General features: G+C 65.0%; 16 protein-coding genes. 8 read left to right on the plus strand and 8 right to left on the minus strand.

Annotated elements, in window-relative coordinates; all coding sequences use genetic code 11:
* Positions 1 to 88: 88 nt before the first annotated feature.
* The gene (locus tag E4K65_RS17975) at positions 89 to 1,942 is read right to left on the minus strand and encodes a potassium transporter Kup (protein ID WP_135175395.1); all 1,854 of its coding nucleotides are present in this window, start codon (positions 1,940 to 1,942) and stop codon (positions 89 to 91) included.
* Between the two features lie 205 nt (positions 1,943 to 2,147).
* On the minus strand, positions 2,148 to 2,405 hold the full coding sequence (locus E4K65_RS17980; RefSeq protein WP_135175302.1) for a hypothetical protein: 258 nt from the start codon (positions 2,403 to 2,405) through the stop codon (positions 2,148 to 2,150).
* Between the two features lie 268 nt (positions 2,406 to 2,673).
* Between E4K65_RS17980 and coaD the strand changes: the two genes are divergently transcribed.
* The 5 genes from coaD to queA all read left to right on the plus strand — a co-directional run bounded on the left by coaD (position 2,674) and on the right by queA (position 5,862).
* Positions 2,674 to 3,171 (plus strand): pantetheine-phosphate adenylyltransferase, encoded by a 498-nt coding sequence (gene coaD, locus E4K65_RS17985; RefSeq protein ID WP_135175303.1) that lies wholly within the window; start codon positions 2,674 to 2,676, stop codon positions 3,169 to 3,171.
* Between the two features lie 37 nt (positions 3,172 to 3,208).
* Complete coding sequence (locus E4K65_RS17990; protein WP_135175304.1) at positions 3,209 to 3,784, plus strand: peptidylprolyl isomerase; 576 nt, start codon at positions 3,209 to 3,211, stop codon at positions 3,782 to 3,784.
* A gap of 12 nt (positions 3,785 to 3,796) precedes the next feature.
* Positions 3,797 to 4,207, plus strand: coding sequence for a hypothetical protein (locus E4K65_RS17995; protein ID WP_135175305.1), 411 nt, complete (start codon positions 3,797 to 3,799; stop codon positions 4,205 to 4,207).
* Positions 4,204 to 4,668: a peptidylprolyl isomerase gene (locus E4K65_RS18000; RefSeq protein ID WP_135175306.1), complete on the plus strand. Its 465-nt coding sequence runs from the start codon at positions 4,204 to 4,206 to the stop codon at positions 4,666 to 4,668. Before E4K65_RS17995 ends, E4K65_RS18000 begins: the two co-directional genes overlap by 4 nt.
* A 120-nt stretch (positions 4,669 to 4,788) precedes the next feature.
* The gene (gene queA / locus E4K65_RS18005; RefSeq protein ID WP_135175307.1) at positions 4,789 to 5,862 is read left to right on the plus strand and encodes a tRNA preQ1(34) S-adenosylmethionine ribosyltransferase-isomerase QueA; all 1,074 of its coding nucleotides are present in this window, start codon (positions 4,789 to 4,791) and stop codon (positions 5,860 to 5,862) included.
* Between the two features lie 112 nt (positions 5,863 to 5,974).
* Here queA and E4K65_RS18010 read toward each other — a convergent pair whose 3' ends face one another.
* The 4 genes from E4K65_RS18010 to E4K65_RS18025 form a co-directional block, all read right to left on the minus strand.
* Complete coding sequence (locus E4K65_RS18010; protein ID WP_135175308.1) at positions 5,975 to 7,012, minus strand: aspartate-semialdehyde dehydrogenase; 1,038 nt, start codon at positions 7,010 to 7,012, stop codon at positions 5,975 to 5,977.
* A gap of 230 nt (positions 7,013 to 7,242) precedes the next feature.
* On the minus strand, positions 7,243 to 7,845 hold the full coding sequence (locus E4K65_RS18015; RefSeq protein ID WP_167770907.1) for a PepSY domain-containing protein: 603 nt from the start codon (positions 7,843 to 7,845) through the stop codon (positions 7,243 to 7,245).
* Between the two features lie 253 nt (positions 7,846 to 8,098).
* Positions 8,099 to 8,845, minus strand: a complete 747-nt coding sequence (locus tag E4K65_RS18020; RefSeq protein ID WP_135175310.1) for a TetR/AcrR family transcriptional regulator — start codon at positions 8,843 to 8,845, stop codon at positions 8,099 to 8,101.
* Between the two features lie 135 nt (positions 8,846 to 8,980).
* Positions 8,981 to 10,138 carry a patatin-like phospholipase family protein gene (locus E4K65_RS18025; RefSeq protein ID WP_167770908.1) on the minus strand — a complete coding sequence of 386 codons (1,158 nt, stop codon included), beginning with the start codon at positions 10,136 to 10,138 and terminating at the stop codon, positions 8,981 to 8,983.
* 241 nt (positions 10,139 to 10,379) lie between these two features.
* Between E4K65_RS18025 and tgt the strand changes: the two genes are divergently transcribed.
* Positions 10,380 to 11,537: a tRNA guanosine(34) transglycosylase Tgt gene (gene tgt, locus E4K65_RS18030; RefSeq protein WP_135175312.1), complete on the plus strand. Its 1,158-nt coding sequence runs from the start codon at positions 10,380 to 10,382 to the stop codon at positions 11,535 to 11,537.
* A gap of 3 nt (positions 11,538 to 11,540) precedes the next feature.
* On the opposite strand, the gene E4K65_RS18035 is transcribed toward tgt, so the two are convergent.
* Positions 11,541 to 11,759 (minus strand): hypothetical protein, encoded by a 219-nt coding sequence (locus tag E4K65_RS18035; protein WP_135175313.1) that lies wholly within the window; start codon positions 11,757 to 11,759, stop codon positions 11,541 to 11,543.
* 223 nt (positions 11,760 to 11,982) lie between these two features.
* On the opposite strand from E4K65_RS18035, the gene cysK reads away from it, so the two are divergent.
* Complete coding sequence (gene cysK, locus E4K65_RS18040; protein ID WP_135175314.1) at positions 11,983 to 12,960, plus strand: cysteine synthase A; 978 nt, start codon at positions 11,983 to 11,985, stop codon at positions 12,958 to 12,960.
* A gap of 3 nt (positions 12,961 to 12,963) precedes the next feature.
* On the plus strand, positions 12,964 to 13,203 hold the full coding sequence (locus E4K65_RS18045) for a BrnA antitoxin family protein (protein WP_092181501.1): 240 nt from the start codon (positions 12,964 to 12,966) through the stop codon (positions 13,201 to 13,203).
* Positions 13,204 to 13,264: 61 nt separating this feature from the next.
* Here the strand turns inward: E4K65_RS18045 and E4K65_RS18050 are convergent, their stop codons facing one another.
* Positions 13,265 to 14,017 (minus strand): amino acid ABC transporter ATP-binding protein, encoded by a 753-nt coding sequence (locus tag E4K65_RS18050; protein WP_135175315.1) that lies wholly within the window; start codon positions 14,015 to 14,017, stop codon positions 13,265 to 13,267.
* Between the last annotated feature and the right edge of the window lie 10 nt (positions 14,018 to 14,027).

Genomic DNA, 14,027 nt, shown 5'->3' on the forward strand with positions numbered 1-14,027 from the left:
CGGATGGGGCGCAGTGAAATCCGGGACCTCTGTGCGCCTGGCAAGAATCCCGGATTACGCTTGCGCTCCATCCGGGCTACGAACTTCCCTAAATCTCCAGCTCCGTCCCGAACTCAACCACCTGCTTGGTCGGCACGCCGAAGAACGCGGCCGAGCGTTCGGCGTTGCGTTGCAGGAAGGCGAACACGGTTTCGCGCCAGACCCACATGCCCGGGACGTCCTCGCGCGGGATGATGGTCTCGCGGCCGACGTAATAGGTGATGTCGGAGAGGTCGATGCCGGGCAGCTTGCCCTGGCGGCAGGCGAGCGTCAGCCCGTCATAGATCGTCGGGTTCTGCATGAAGCCGTAATGCAGGACCACCCGGGTGATGCCCGGGATGATCTCGATCACCTCGGTGCGGTCCTCGTCGCTGATATGCGGCGATTCCTCGATCAGGACGGTGACGAGGACGATACGTTCATGCAGCACGTGGTTGTGATTGACGAACTGGGTCAGCGCCAACGGCACGCCCCTCGCTGCGGATGCCAGGAACACCGCCGTGCCGGGCAGCCTGGCGCTGCACTTGTTGACCGCGGTCTCAATCAAATCCTCCTCGGGCTGGCGCAGTTTTCCGCGCGCGGCCTCGACCAGCTTCACGCCGGCGCGCCAGGTCAGCATCAGGAACGCGACGAGGGCCGCGAGCAGCAGCGGAAACCAGCCACCCTCGAACAGCTTGATCGAATTGGCCGAGAAGAAGATCACGTCGATCACGAAGAAGAAGCCGTTCACGGCAACCACGAGCCACGGCGAATAGCCCCACTGGATCGCGACCAGGGCTGCGAGCAGCGTGGTGATCGCCATCAACAGTGACACCGCGATGCCATAGGCGCCGGCCAGCGCATCGGAGGTGCCGAAGGAGAGCACGGCGCCGAGCGTTCCGGCCGCGAGCAGCCAGTTCACCAGCGGCACGTAAATCTGGCCGATCGCGTGGCTGGTGGTGTGGCGGATCTGCATCCGCGGCAGGAAGCCGAGCTGGATCGACTGCTGCGTCAGCGAGAACACGCCGGAGATGATGGCCTGCGACGCGATCACTGTCGCGACCGCGGAGAAGGCGACCAGCGGGTAATGCAACGCGTCTGGGCAGAGCTGGAAGAACGGGTTCTCGATCATGGAGGGATCGGTGATCAGGAGCGCGGCCTGGCCGAAGTAGTTCAGCACCAGCGCGGGCAGGCAGATGGCGAACCAGGCCAGCCGGATCGGGAAACGGCCGAAATGTCCCATGTCGGCGTACATGGCCTCGCCGCCGGTCACGGCGAGGAAGGCGGCGCCCAGGATGCCGAATGAGACATGGAAATCCTGGTGGATCAGGAAGTCGAAGGCATAGAGCGGGCTGAGCGCGGCCAGCACCGCGGGGGCCTGGACGATGCCGTGGATGCCGAGCGCGGCGAGCACGAAGAACCAGGCGAGCATCACTGGTCCGAAGATGCGGCCGATGAAGCCGGTGCCCTGCTTCTGCATCATGAACAGCCCGACCAGGATGACGACGGTGACGGGCACCACCACCGGCGCAAGCGAGGGCGCGTCAACCTTAAGGCCCTCGATGGCGCTCAGCACGGAGATCGCCGGCGTGATCGCACCGTCGCCGTAGAGCAGGGCGGCGCCGACGAGGCCGACCACCAGAAGATGCGCGCGCCAGGTGCCGGGTTGGGCGTTGCGGGCGTGGAGCAGGGCCAGCAGGGCGACGATGCCGCCTTCGCCGCGGTTGTCCGCGCGCAGGATCAAAAGCGCATATTTCAGCGAGATGATCAGCAGCAGCGCCCAGAGGATGAGCGACGCAATCCCCAGGACAGCATCGGGAGCGAGGGTAGCCCCACGGGCGGCCGCCTTGGCGGCTTCCTTCAGGGCATAGAGAGGGCTGGTGCCGATATCGCCATAGACCACCCCGAGGGCGCCCATGGTCATGGCAAGCGGCAGTGGATCAGGATGATGGCCGGAAGCGACTGCGGGCGTACTGGACAATGGCGACCCCCTGATGGGATCGCGCCCGGCGGGCCATTCCGACGGGCGCGAGCATCACGCAGTCTGCGACGAGACGTCGCAAATATCCATGGGGTTTATCTTGTCGTCGATCTTGGAAGCTTGCCTGACGCGAAACTGACAGACCGGACTACGGGGTGCGGTCGGCCGTCACGAGGCGAACCACGCGAATGTCAGCCTTGGTGCCGGCACGGCGGAGGCAGGACGCTTCGAAATTCGGCCAGGCCTGCTGCGAGCAATCGCGGCCGATGGAGCGGATATCGAGCCGATCAGCCTTGGCGAGCGGCTGCGGCACGCTGGCCTCGACGGTCGGGGCAAAGCCGGGCAGGAGGGTGAGGGCTGCGGCAACACACGCAGCGATGGCGATCGCTGAAAGAGCCTTGATCATTGACAGTCCCCTGTGATGCGGCCGCTACGCCCAGTATGCGGCCCGTCATTTGTTGGCCGGATTAGTAACCATGGCCAGTTTCCGGACGTCTTCGCGGACGCGGGAAATGGTTTCGTTCGCGCTCCGTTTTGTTTCGTGGCGCCCCGAGGACGAAACAAAGCGGCCGTCGCCGACGTGGCAGGCGGGACATTTTTCGGGAAATGGCAGGGAAACGGACATGGAACCGGCCCGGCTTGCCGGGCCGGGCCGGGCGCGGTAGGACGGGGCCATGCCGCGCATTGCCTTCTACCCAGGTTCCTTCGACCCCATCACCAACGGCCATCTGGACGTGGTCCGGAACAGTGTCTCCCTGTGCGATCGGCTGGTGGTCGCGATCGGCGTCCATCCCGGCAAGAAGCCGCTGTTCTCAACCGAGGAGCGGCTCAAGATGCTCCATGACGTCTGCGGGCCGGTCGCGGCCCAAGTCGGCTGCACGCTCGAGGCTGTGACCTATGACGATCTCGCGGTCACCGCGGCGCGCAGGCACGGCGCGACTGTCATGATTCGGGGTCTGCGCGATGGCACCGACCTCGACTACGAGATGCAACTCGCCGGGATGAATGGCGCTATGGCGCCCGACGTGCAAACCGTCTTTCTGCCGGCTTCTCCGGCGGTCCGCCCAATTACCGGCACACTGGTGCGCCAGATCGCCGCCATGGGCGGAGATATTTCGACCTTCGTGCCGCCGCTGGTCGCAAGTCTGCTCGAGGCCAAATTCGCCGGATAACGGCGCACCTCTTCATCTCACCTGATCCGGAGTTTTCATGATCCGTCGTCTCGCAATTCTTGCCACGATCTTTGCCGCGCTCTTCAGCGCGGTCCCGGCGGTGGCGCAGCAACTACCGGCGAACCTCGACAAGGCCAACGCGCTGGTCATCGACACCACCAAGGGCCGCATCGTCATCAAGCTCAGGACCGACCTTGCGCCCCAGCACGCCGAGCGTCTCAAGCAGCTCGCGCGCGAGGGCTATTACAACAACGTGCCGTTCCATCGCGTGATGGATGGCTTCATGGCGCAGACCGGCGATGGCCAGAATTTCAACGGCTCCGGCGGCTCGAAATACCCGAACCTGAAGCAGGAATTCTCCAAGGTGCACTTCGCACGCGGCATCGTCGGCATGGCCCGGCGCGGCGACAGCGTCGACACCGCCAACTCGCAGTTCTTCATCATGTTCGCCGACGGCGGCAGCCTCGATAACCAGTACACCGTGGTCGGCGAGGTCGTGCAGGGCATGGACGTCGTCGACAAGCTGAAGAAGGCGCCGCCCGGATCAAGCAGCGGCACCGTCACCGATCCCGACAAGATGGTGAAGGTGCAGGTCGCCTCCGACGTCAAATAAGAGGACGGGGCGATGGCGCGCTGCGGCAACAAGCTGCTGCTGGCTGCCGCGGTGCTGTTTCTCGGCATCTCCGGCGCGGCCGCCGAGGATGCGCAGGTCAACACCATCCAGGACATCTTCCGGCATCTGCGCACCTGCTGGAAGCCGCCGCCGCCCGCCAAAGCTCGCCCTATCGACATCACCGTCGTCGTGAGCTTTAACCGGACCGGAAACATTCTGGGCCATCCGAGGATTACCTATGAATCCGCGGAGGCCTCCGACAATGACCGGCTGCAATACCGGATCGCGGTGATGGAGGCGTTGCAACGCTGCACGCCGATGCCATTTACCGATGCAATGGCCGGCGCCGCCGCAGGGCGTCCATTCGCGATCCAGTTCCGCAACCGGAAGACTTCACCTCCAACGCAAGAGAGACCAGCATGAGTGTCACCGAAAACACATTGATCCTCGAGACCACGCAGGGCCCCGTCACCATCGAGATGCGGCCCGACCTCGCGCCCGGCCATGTCGCGCGCATCAAGGAGCTGGTCCGCGAAGGCTTTTACGACGGCATCGTGTTCCACCGCGTGATCGAGGGCTTCATGGCGCAGACCGGCTGCCCGCACGGCACCGGTACCGGCGGCTCCGGCAAGAAGCTGAAGGCCGAGTTCAACAAGGAGCCGCATGTGCGCGGCACCACCTCGATGGCGCGCGCTGCGAGCCCGGATTCCGGCGACAGCCAGTTCTTCATCTGCTTCGACGACGCCCGCTTCCTCGACAACCAGTACACCGTGTGGGGCAAGGTCACCGAGGGTATGGAGAACGTCGACAAGATCAAGCGCGGCGAGCCGGTGCAGAACCCGGACAAGATCGTCAAGGCGCGGATGGCGGCGGACACGGAGTAAGCGGCTTTGCCGGTGTCATGCCCCGCGCAGGCGGGGCATCCAGTAATCACCAGCGGTGGTTACAACAAAGATCGTGAGTACTGGATCGCCCGCCTGCGCGGGCGATGACAAGTTCTGGGTATGCGCACCGACCTCTTCGATTTCGACCTGCCCGCCGAGCGCATCGCCCTGCGCCCGGCGAGCCCGCGCGACTCCGCGAAGATGCTGGTCGTGGAGCATGGCGCGCTGCGCGACCAGATCATTTCCGAGCTGCCGCAATGGCTGAAGCGCGGCGACCAGCTCGTTGTCAACGACACCAAGGTGATCGCGGCGCAGCTCAAGGGCCGCCGCATCGGCCGCGAGACCGAGCCGAAGATCGAGGCGACGCTGGTCAAGCGGCTCGACGGCTCGCGCTGGCAGGCGCTGGTGAAGCCCGCCAAGAAGCTCATGGCCGGCGATCGCATCCGCTTCGGCAACGAGGGCAAGGTCTGCCTGCTCGGCCATCTCGACGCCGAGGTCGAGGCCAAGGGCAGCGAGGGCGAGGTGACGCTGTCGTTCTCGTTCCATGGCCCCGCGCTAGACCAGGCGATCGCCGATCTCGGCAGCCCGCCGCTGCCGCCCTACATCGCCTCCAAGCGCACGCCCGACGATCAGGACCTCGCCGACTACCAGACGATGTTCGCGGCCAACGAGGGCGCTGTCGCCGCGCCGACCGCAGGGCTGCATTTCACGCCCGCGCTGGAGCAGGCGCTGCGCGAGCGCGGCGTCGGCATCGTCAGCGTCACGCTGCATGTCGGGGCAGGGACATTCCTGCCGGTGAAGGTGGACGACACCGCAGGCCACAAGATGCATGCCGAGTGGGGCACGATCTCGGCCGAGACGGCGGAGCGGCTGAACGTTGCGCGGAAGAACGGCGGGCGCATCATCGCGGTCGGCACCACGTCGTTGCGGCTGCTTGAAAGCGCAGCAAGCGAGGACGGCACCATCCAGCCGTTTGCGGCCGAGACGTCGATCTTCATCACCCCCGGCTATCGCTTCCGCGCCGTCGATATTCTGCTGACCAATTTCCACTTGCCGAAGTCGACGCTGTTCATGCTGGTGTCGGCGTTCGCCGGGCTCGAGACGATGAAGCAGGCCTATGCGCACGCGATCGCGCAGGGCTATCGGTTCTATTCGTATGGCGACGCCTGCCTGCTGTTTCGCGCAGAGCCGTAGGGTGGGTTAGCGAAGCGTAACCCACCAAGGTCTATCTTCGCGGAAGCGAAAGAGGTGGGTTACGCCAGCGGACTGCGCTTCGCGCAGCCGCGGGCTAACCCACCATGCTTCGTTACGCCATCACCCGCTGCGGCAGGAGCTCGGCAATCTGCACCGCATTCAGCGCGGCGCCCTTGAGCAGCTGATCCGCCGCCACGAACATCGAGATCGAATGCCCACTGGGATCGCTGAGGTCCTTGCGGATGCGGCCGACCAGGACATCATCCTGGCCCGAGGCGTCGATCGGCATCGGGAAGTAGTTCTTCACGCGGTCGTCGACGATCTTCACGCCGGGCGCCTGCGCCATGATGGCGCGGACCTGGTCCTCGCTGATCGGCCTCTCGCATTCGAAGGTGATGGCCTCGCAATGGGCGCGCAGCACCGGCACGCGGACGCAGGTGACACCGACGGCGATGGTCTCGTCCTCGAAGATCTTGTGGGTTTCCTTGATGACCTTGGTCTCTTCGTCGTTGTAGCCGGTCTCGGGGTCGACCGCGGTGTTGTGGTTGAAGAGATTGAAGGCGTAGGGGTGCGGCATCACCTTGGGCGTATAGACCTGCCCGTTGAGATTGGCGCGGGTGGACTCGACGAGCTCCTCCATCGCGGCCGCGCCGGCGCCGGAGGCCGCCTGGTAGGTCGAGATGATGACGCGCTTGATGCGGTTCTTCTGATGGATCGGCCAGAGCGGCACCAGCGCGGTGATCGCGGCGCAGTTCGGGTTGGCGATGATGCCCTTGTGGTCGCGGATGCGGTTGGCGTTGATCTCGGGGATCACCAGCGGCACGTTCGGATCCATCCGGAAGGCCGAGGAGTTGTCGACCACGACCGCGCCGGCCTTGACCGCAACGGGCGCATACTTCTTCGAGATGCTGCCGCCGGCGGAGAACAGGGCGATATCGACGCCCTCGAAGGCGCGCTCGGTCAGTTCCTCGATGACGACGTTTTGCCCGCGGAACGACACCGTCTTGCCGGCCGAGCGGGCGCTTGCCAGCGCCTTGAGCTTGCCGACGCGGAAACCACGCTTGTCCATGGTGGCGATGAATTCGGCGCCCACCGCACCGGTGACGCCGACAATCGCGACGACGGGATCGTTACTCACTTTGTCCTCCATTGCGTTGAAATCCAGACAATAAAAAAGCCCCGGACCAGGGGGCGGGGCTTCGGTAGAGCTGATGCGTTTCAGTCGACGACTACGCGCGCACGCCTCCCCGGGCCCCGAAGGCCGTGGTGGTTTTGGTCGTGCGTTTGGTGGTCGTGAACATGGCGGCGACTTATGCGGGAGAGTCTTGCGCCCGTCAATGGCTTTTCGGCGGGATTGTGACCGTCGGCCGGGAGCCGTGTCTACTTCGTCCGGGCGCCCGGCGGCTCGAGGATGACCTCCTTGAGGTCGTCGCCGCTGATCACGACGATCGCGAAATTGAGCCGGCCGCGTTCGCGCACGAGGCCGCCGCTGATCGCCTTGCCGGACGCTGCCTGCTCAGCGACGCGTACGGCATCCGCAAGGCGGTGCCGGATCGCGCCGAGTGCAGCGAGGTTGCTGCGATCGTCGTGGTCGAGTTCGGCGAGGGGGAGGGCGGCCTCGCCGCCGACGAGCTCGCCGGTCGCGGCGTTGATGGTGTGGCGCCAGATCCGGTCGTTGTGCAGGGTCTTCACCCGGTAGACCGGCACGCCGGAGGCACCGTCAAAACTCACGTCCGCCGTCGTGGCGCCCACGTGGCGGGACTCCGCGATGGCCATGGCCTGGCTGATCGAGATGGGCGAGCCGCGGAAGCGCTCGATCTCGCGGCTGACCGCTTGGCGGTCCGCCTCGGCGTCACCATCTCTGTCGCTGTGAAGCGCGGTCGGTGTGCCCGTGGTCACGATCGCTCGTGCGGGCGCTGCAAGGAGCAGCGCGGGCAATGCGATCGCAAACAATCGCGAGGTCCATCGTTTGGCTGTCGTCATGCTCGAAACCCTCGGCCAGCGAGTGTGCCGGATGATCGTAAAGAATTCGCGGCCGGCCTTGGGCATCGGCCGGCCGCCGAGCGTCGTGGCGGGCGGTACCCGTCGCGGCGATCGAAGCGGTATGGACCTCTTTTGGGGCTGGTGAAAAAAGCGGCCCGTACCGACTTATAACGAAACAATACCGTATCGTTTTATTTCGGTCAATGGCGGTGCGATGGCCCCCTTGGGGATAGATGGCCAGCTCACGGAATTGTCAGCGGGGGGAGCGTCGCCGCGGCGTGCCCTTGGGGGCGTCCTGGACGCGGTCGGCGGGGCCCAGCGCACCGGCTAGGAACAGCTTGATCGCCGTGCGCATCCGCTTTTCCGCGGACTTCAACTCCAGTGCCGTTCCGAACGTCGCCATGCGGTGGGTGTGACCGACGACGACGTCGAGAAACACTTCCGCTGCGATGGTGGTGTCGTCGACGTCGAGCGCGTCTTGCGCCGCCAGATGGTCGAAGAAGCGCGCCGTCGTGGCAACGGCCTTGAGCCAGCCTTCCTCCATGCCGAGCTTGGCGACATCGGGGAAGTTGATGGCCTGTGACGTCATCATGCGGCTGAAGGCGACGGCATCGGGCCCGCAGGTGAAGCTCAGCATCTCGCGCCCGATCTCGACCAGCCGCTGCTCGACGGGGATGTCCGAGGCGCTGCTGAGCTGCGTCTCGGCGGCCGCCGACAGCGGCGCAAGCCAGCGCGCGATCTCGCGCCTCAGCACGGCGGCAAACAGGCCGCGCTTGTCGCCGTAACGGGAATAGACGGTGGGCTTGCTCACCCGCGCCGCTTCCGCAACCGCATCGAGCGAGGTGGCGTCGAAGCCGCGATCCAGGAACAGGCGGGTTGCGACCTCGATCAACCGCTGATCGCGCTCGATCGCGGCAGTCTTGGTCGGCCGGCCGCCGCGCGATTTCGGCACCTCGCGCCGTGCTGCTGCCGGTCTTGTCTTGGTCGCAGTCAATCCCATGCCCGATGATTCCTGCGCGGTCGTTCCAATCGTCATTGCTCTATAACGCGCAGCAGCCGGGGCGTCATCGCGAATCTGGCCGAATTGGCCGTATCGTCAACGGTCTCGATCCGACCTCGTTCCGCCACCGGGGTCTCATGGCAGCGCCGAAGTCCAGGCCTGGCCTGCGGCCGCCTTCTCATATCCGTACTGATACAGCGCCCGCATATAGGCGGTGTCGAATCCTTCCGAGGGCGGTGCGGGGTAGTCGCGCGCGATGTAGGAGAGATGGAAGCCGAGGTGGTTGCGCCTGGCGAAATCATAGGTCGAGAAGATGATCGAGCGGGTCTGCGACTGCGTGATTGCCGACAGGCTGCGCGAGGCGACATCGACAGTGCTGTTGGACACGAGCTCGAAGTTGCGTTCGATCTTCTTGTTGACGAGGATGTAGATGTCCATCTTCGCGCTGCCCGGCAGGCGGCTGCCCTGGAACAGCAAGGCTTCCGGCAGCGTCAGCACCGGGGCGGTCACGCCGCCGTCGACGTGCATCTCCTGAAACCTGCGGCCCTGGCCTTCGGCGTCGATCATGATCGGTGGAAACACCAGGGGAATGCTGGCGGAGGCCGCCATCACGTCGCGAAACAGTTTGAGCGCCTCGGGCGTGCCGACCTCCGCGATCTTGCCCATGTTCCAGATCGCGGTCCGCTGGGTGTCCAGGTCGGTCGTCACGATCAGCAGCCGTCGGCCCTTGGCGTTTTCGCGCGCGACTTGTGCCATGATCTCCGGCCCGACATAGCGGGCGACGAGCTCGCGCAGGCGTGTATTGCCGAACAGGCCGGATCCGAACAGCACGCGTATGATGCTGGGATCGCTCAGGAGGCTCTCCGCGATGCCGCTGGTGTAGACCTCCTTCAACGTGTCGTCATATTGCGAGCCGAGAAACGCAAAGGGCGCGATCAGGCCGCCGGTGCTCACGCCCGAGACGACCGAGAAGGTGGGACGGGTTCTGGCCGCGGTCCAGCCGTTGAGCACGCCGACGCCATAGGCGCCATCCGCACCGCCGCCGGAGAGCGCCAGATAGGACTTCGCCGCGTTGCTGTTGTCCTTCTCGAAGCTGAACTTCGTGACGGGGTCGTCGGCGTAACGCCGCAGGCCGTCGATATCGAGCACGCGCGACGTGCTGGCCTCGGCGGCGGTATAGGGCGTACGGGGCAGGGAGGTGCAGGCGCCGAGCGCCAGGCTGCAGGCGAGGACCAGGAAGCCGATCAGGCGGGCGCCTGTCTGCCTGCCCCGGCCATGTGAAGGCACGGACATTTCAGTCGAATATGAAGGGAAGGGCATCGTCGGTGGCTGGCGATCACACATCTACCGCCGCCGGCAAACTCGCCGCGGCATCTCGTCCAGCCCCCACGCTAAAACTATACGGTATCGTTTTGTTTAACAAGGTGGCGGAGACGATAGCGGGGGCCATTTGTGTCCCAGTCTGAGGCACAGGCCGGCCGAAGTGCGGTCCTGCGGGTTGATCGGCCTTCTCCGACACGCAATAAGCACCGCCATGAATCGTCCTGACGCAGCTCTTCCCAATCATTTCGAACTGCTCGCCACCGATGGCGCGGCGCGCACCGGGCGCCTGACCACGCCGCATGGCGTGGTGCGGACGCCGGCCTTCATGCCCGTCGGCACCGCCGGCGCCATGAAGGGCATGCACTGGCGCGAGGTGCGCGATGCCGGCGCCGACATCGTGCTCGGCAACACCTATCATCTGATGCTGCGCCCCGGCGCCGAGCGGATCGCGGCGCTCGGCGGCTTGCAGCGGTTCACCGGCTGGAACGGACCGATGCTGACGGATTCCGGCGGCTTCCAGGTGATGTCGCTGGCGGATCTGCGCAAGGTCAGCGAGCACGCCGTCACCTTCCGTTCGCATATCGACGGCGCCAAGGTCGAGCTGTCGCCGGAGCGCTCGATCGAGGTGCAGCGTTTCCTCGGCTCCGACATCGCCATGCAGATGGACGAATGCGTGCGGCTGCCCGCCGAGCACGCCGATATCGAGCGCGCGATGCAATTGTCGCTGCGCTGGGCCGAGCGCAGCAAGCGCGCCTTCGAGAGCGCGCCGGACGGTTACATGCTGTTCGGCATCGTGCAGGGTGGCGATGTGCCGCAGCTTCGTCATGCGAGCGCGCAAGGGCTCGTCGCGATCGGCTTTCACGGCTATGCGATCGGCGGCCTCGCCGTCGGCGAGCCGCAGGCGGTGATGCTGGCGATGATCGACGAGACCGCACCGATGCTGCCGACAGAGCGGCCGCGCTATCTGATGGGCGTCGGCACGCCCGACGACATCCTCGAAGCCGTGAAGCGCGGCATCGACATGTTCGATTGCGTGATGCCGACGCGGAACGGCCGGCACGGCGTTGCCTTCACCCGCTTCGGTCAGGTGAATCTGCGCAACGCGCGCCATGCCGACGATCCGCGTCCGCTCGACGAGGAAAGCTCATGGCCGTCGACGCGCAGCTACGCGCGCGCCTACCTGCATCATCTCGTCAAGGCGGGCGAGACGCTGGGGGCAATGCTGCTGTCCGAGATCAATATCGCCTACTACCAGGCCCTGATGCAGGGCATCAGGGACGCGATCGCACACGGAACGTTCGACGAGTTCTATCAGCGTACGCGCGAGGATTGGGCGAGGGGCGACATCGCCCCGCGCCAGGTCGACTGAGGATCAGTTGCACACGATCCGGTGCTTGACGGCATGCTTGGTCACGAAGCCGTAGCCGCAATTGTCGCAGGTCCAGAGATAGCTGATCATGTGGTCCGAGACGTAGGCGGATGCTTCGGCGGCGACCATGGAGTCGGCGCAGACCGGACAGGTGGGCAACTCACTGCAACGCGGATCGCGAGTCTGCGCGACGGTCGACAACACTTCAGCAACTGCTGACATCGTGGTGACCTCCCTGCTTTAAGACGTAAGTCTAACATAAGCAGAATCACTTGACGAGGTCGCAACACAAAAGCGTTGGTTTTCTGATATTTGTAGCTCACGTGATTTTGCGATGCAGCGTATTTAACATGTGCCGCATTGCTGCTTGCGTGTCGCCGCAAGCTGTCTCTAACTGCGTAAGAGCTGCGATCAGCGCGCCAATTGTCGTCACAGGGAGTTCATCATGGACGCATCGTCCACCGCGGGTGCAACGCACCAACCCGGCCGCGGCCGGATCTATGATTCGATTGTCGACGCTTTTGGCGACACGCCGATCGTGCGATTGCGCCGGCTGCCGGGCATGCACGGGGTGAACGCGACGATTTTGGCAAAACTTGAATATTTCAATCCGGCCGCGAGCGTGAAGGACCGCATCGGCGCGGCCATGATCATCGCCATGGAGAAGGCCGGGATCGTCAAGCCGGATACCGTGCTGATCGAGCCGACCTCCGGCAATACCGGCATCGCACTCGCCTTCGTCGCCGCCTCGCGCGGGTACCGGCTCAAGCTGGTGATGCCGGAATCCATGTCGATCGAACGGCGCAAGATGCTGGCCTTTCTCGGCGCCGAACTGGTGCTGACGCCGGCCGCGCAAGGCATGAAGGGCGCGATCGCCGCCGCCGAGGAGCTTGTGAAGACGACGCCGAACTCGGTGATGCCGCAGCAGTTCAAGAACCTCGCCAATCCCGAGGTGCACCGCCGCACCACCGCCGAGGAGATCTGGAACGACACCGGCGGCAACATCGATGTCTTCGTCGCCGGGGTCGGCACCGGCGGCACGATCACCGGCGTCGGCCAGGTGCTCAAGCCGCGCAAGCCCTCCTTGCGGGTGGTGGCGGTCGAGCCGGAGGAAAGTCCGGTGCTGTCAGGCGGCCAGCATACGCCGCACAAGATCCAGGGCATCGGCGCGGGCTTCGTCCCTGATATCCTCGACCGCTCCGTGATCGACGAGATCGTCAAGATCAACTCGACCACGGCGATCGAGCTCTCGCGCGCCTTGGCGCGGCACGAGGGCATTCCAGGCGGCATCTCCTCGGGCGCTGCGATCGCCGCCGCGCTCCAGATCGGCAGGCGGCCGGAAGCTGCGGGAAAAACCATTCTGGCGGTGGTGCCGTCCTTCTCCGAGCGGTATCTTTCGACGGCTCTGTTTGAGGGAATCTAGGACATGGCGGATCTACCGAGGCGGCCGCGCACGCTTGGCGACGCCAGGACCGAGGCCGAGGCGGCATTCAAGAAGGTGACGGCCAAGGTCGCCGCGGCGCCGCCGAAGCAGAACGTGGCGCCGGGGGTCAAGGAGCAGGTCACGCTGCGCATCGACCAGGACGTGCTGGAGTTCTTCCAGGAGGGTGGCCCCGGCTGGCAGGACCGCATCAACGAGGCGCTGCGGAAGGCGGCGGGCAAGTAGGCTACCGCCGGATCCGGTTGGTCGTGCGAAGGCCGATGCGCCCAGGATCCGCGCAGCCAGCTCAGAGGACCTGGGACAGAAACCGCTGCGTGCGCTCGTCCTTGGCCGCCGTAAACAATGTTTCCGGCGGCCCGTGCTCGACGATCACACCGCGATCGGTGAAGTAGACGTGATCGGCGACCTCTCGTGCGAAGTTCATTTCATGGGTGACGAGGAGGCACGTCATTCCATCCTCGGCAAGCTCTCGGATGGTCACCAGAACCTCCTTGACGGTTTCCGGGTCGAGGGCGGCCGTGACTTCGTCGAACAGCATGATGTCCGGCCGCATCGCCAGTGAACGGGCGATGGCCACGCGCTGCTGCTGTCCGCCAGAGAGTTCGCCAGGATAGCTGTCCTCCTTTCCTGCGAGCCGCACCTTGGCGAGCAGCGCTCGGGCGCGCGCTTCGACCTCGGCACGTTTCTGGCCGAGAACATGGATCGGCGCCATCATCACGTTCTGGAGCGCCGTCTTGTGCGGGAACAGGTTGTACTGCTGAAATACCATTCCGACCTTGCGCCGAAGCGCCAGCTTGTCGAGCCTGGGATCGGTGACCTCGATGCCTTCGATCTGAATGCTGCCGGACGAGATCGGCTGGAGGGCATTGATACAGCGGATCAGCGTGGACTTACCCGATCCCGACGGGCCGATGATGCAGATCACCTCGCCCTTCCTCACCGACAGGCTGATGCCTTTCAGAACCTCGAGAGCGCCGAACGATTTTCTGACTTCGACGCATTGAACGATGGGCTGATCCGGAGTCCAGGTCGCGACCATGCTCTACTCC

This window comes from Bradyrhizobium niftali, from assembly GCF_004571025.1.
GTDB classification, from domain to species: domain Bacteria; phylum Pseudomonadota; class Alphaproteobacteria; order Rhizobiales; family Xanthobacteraceae; genus Bradyrhizobium; species Bradyrhizobium niftali.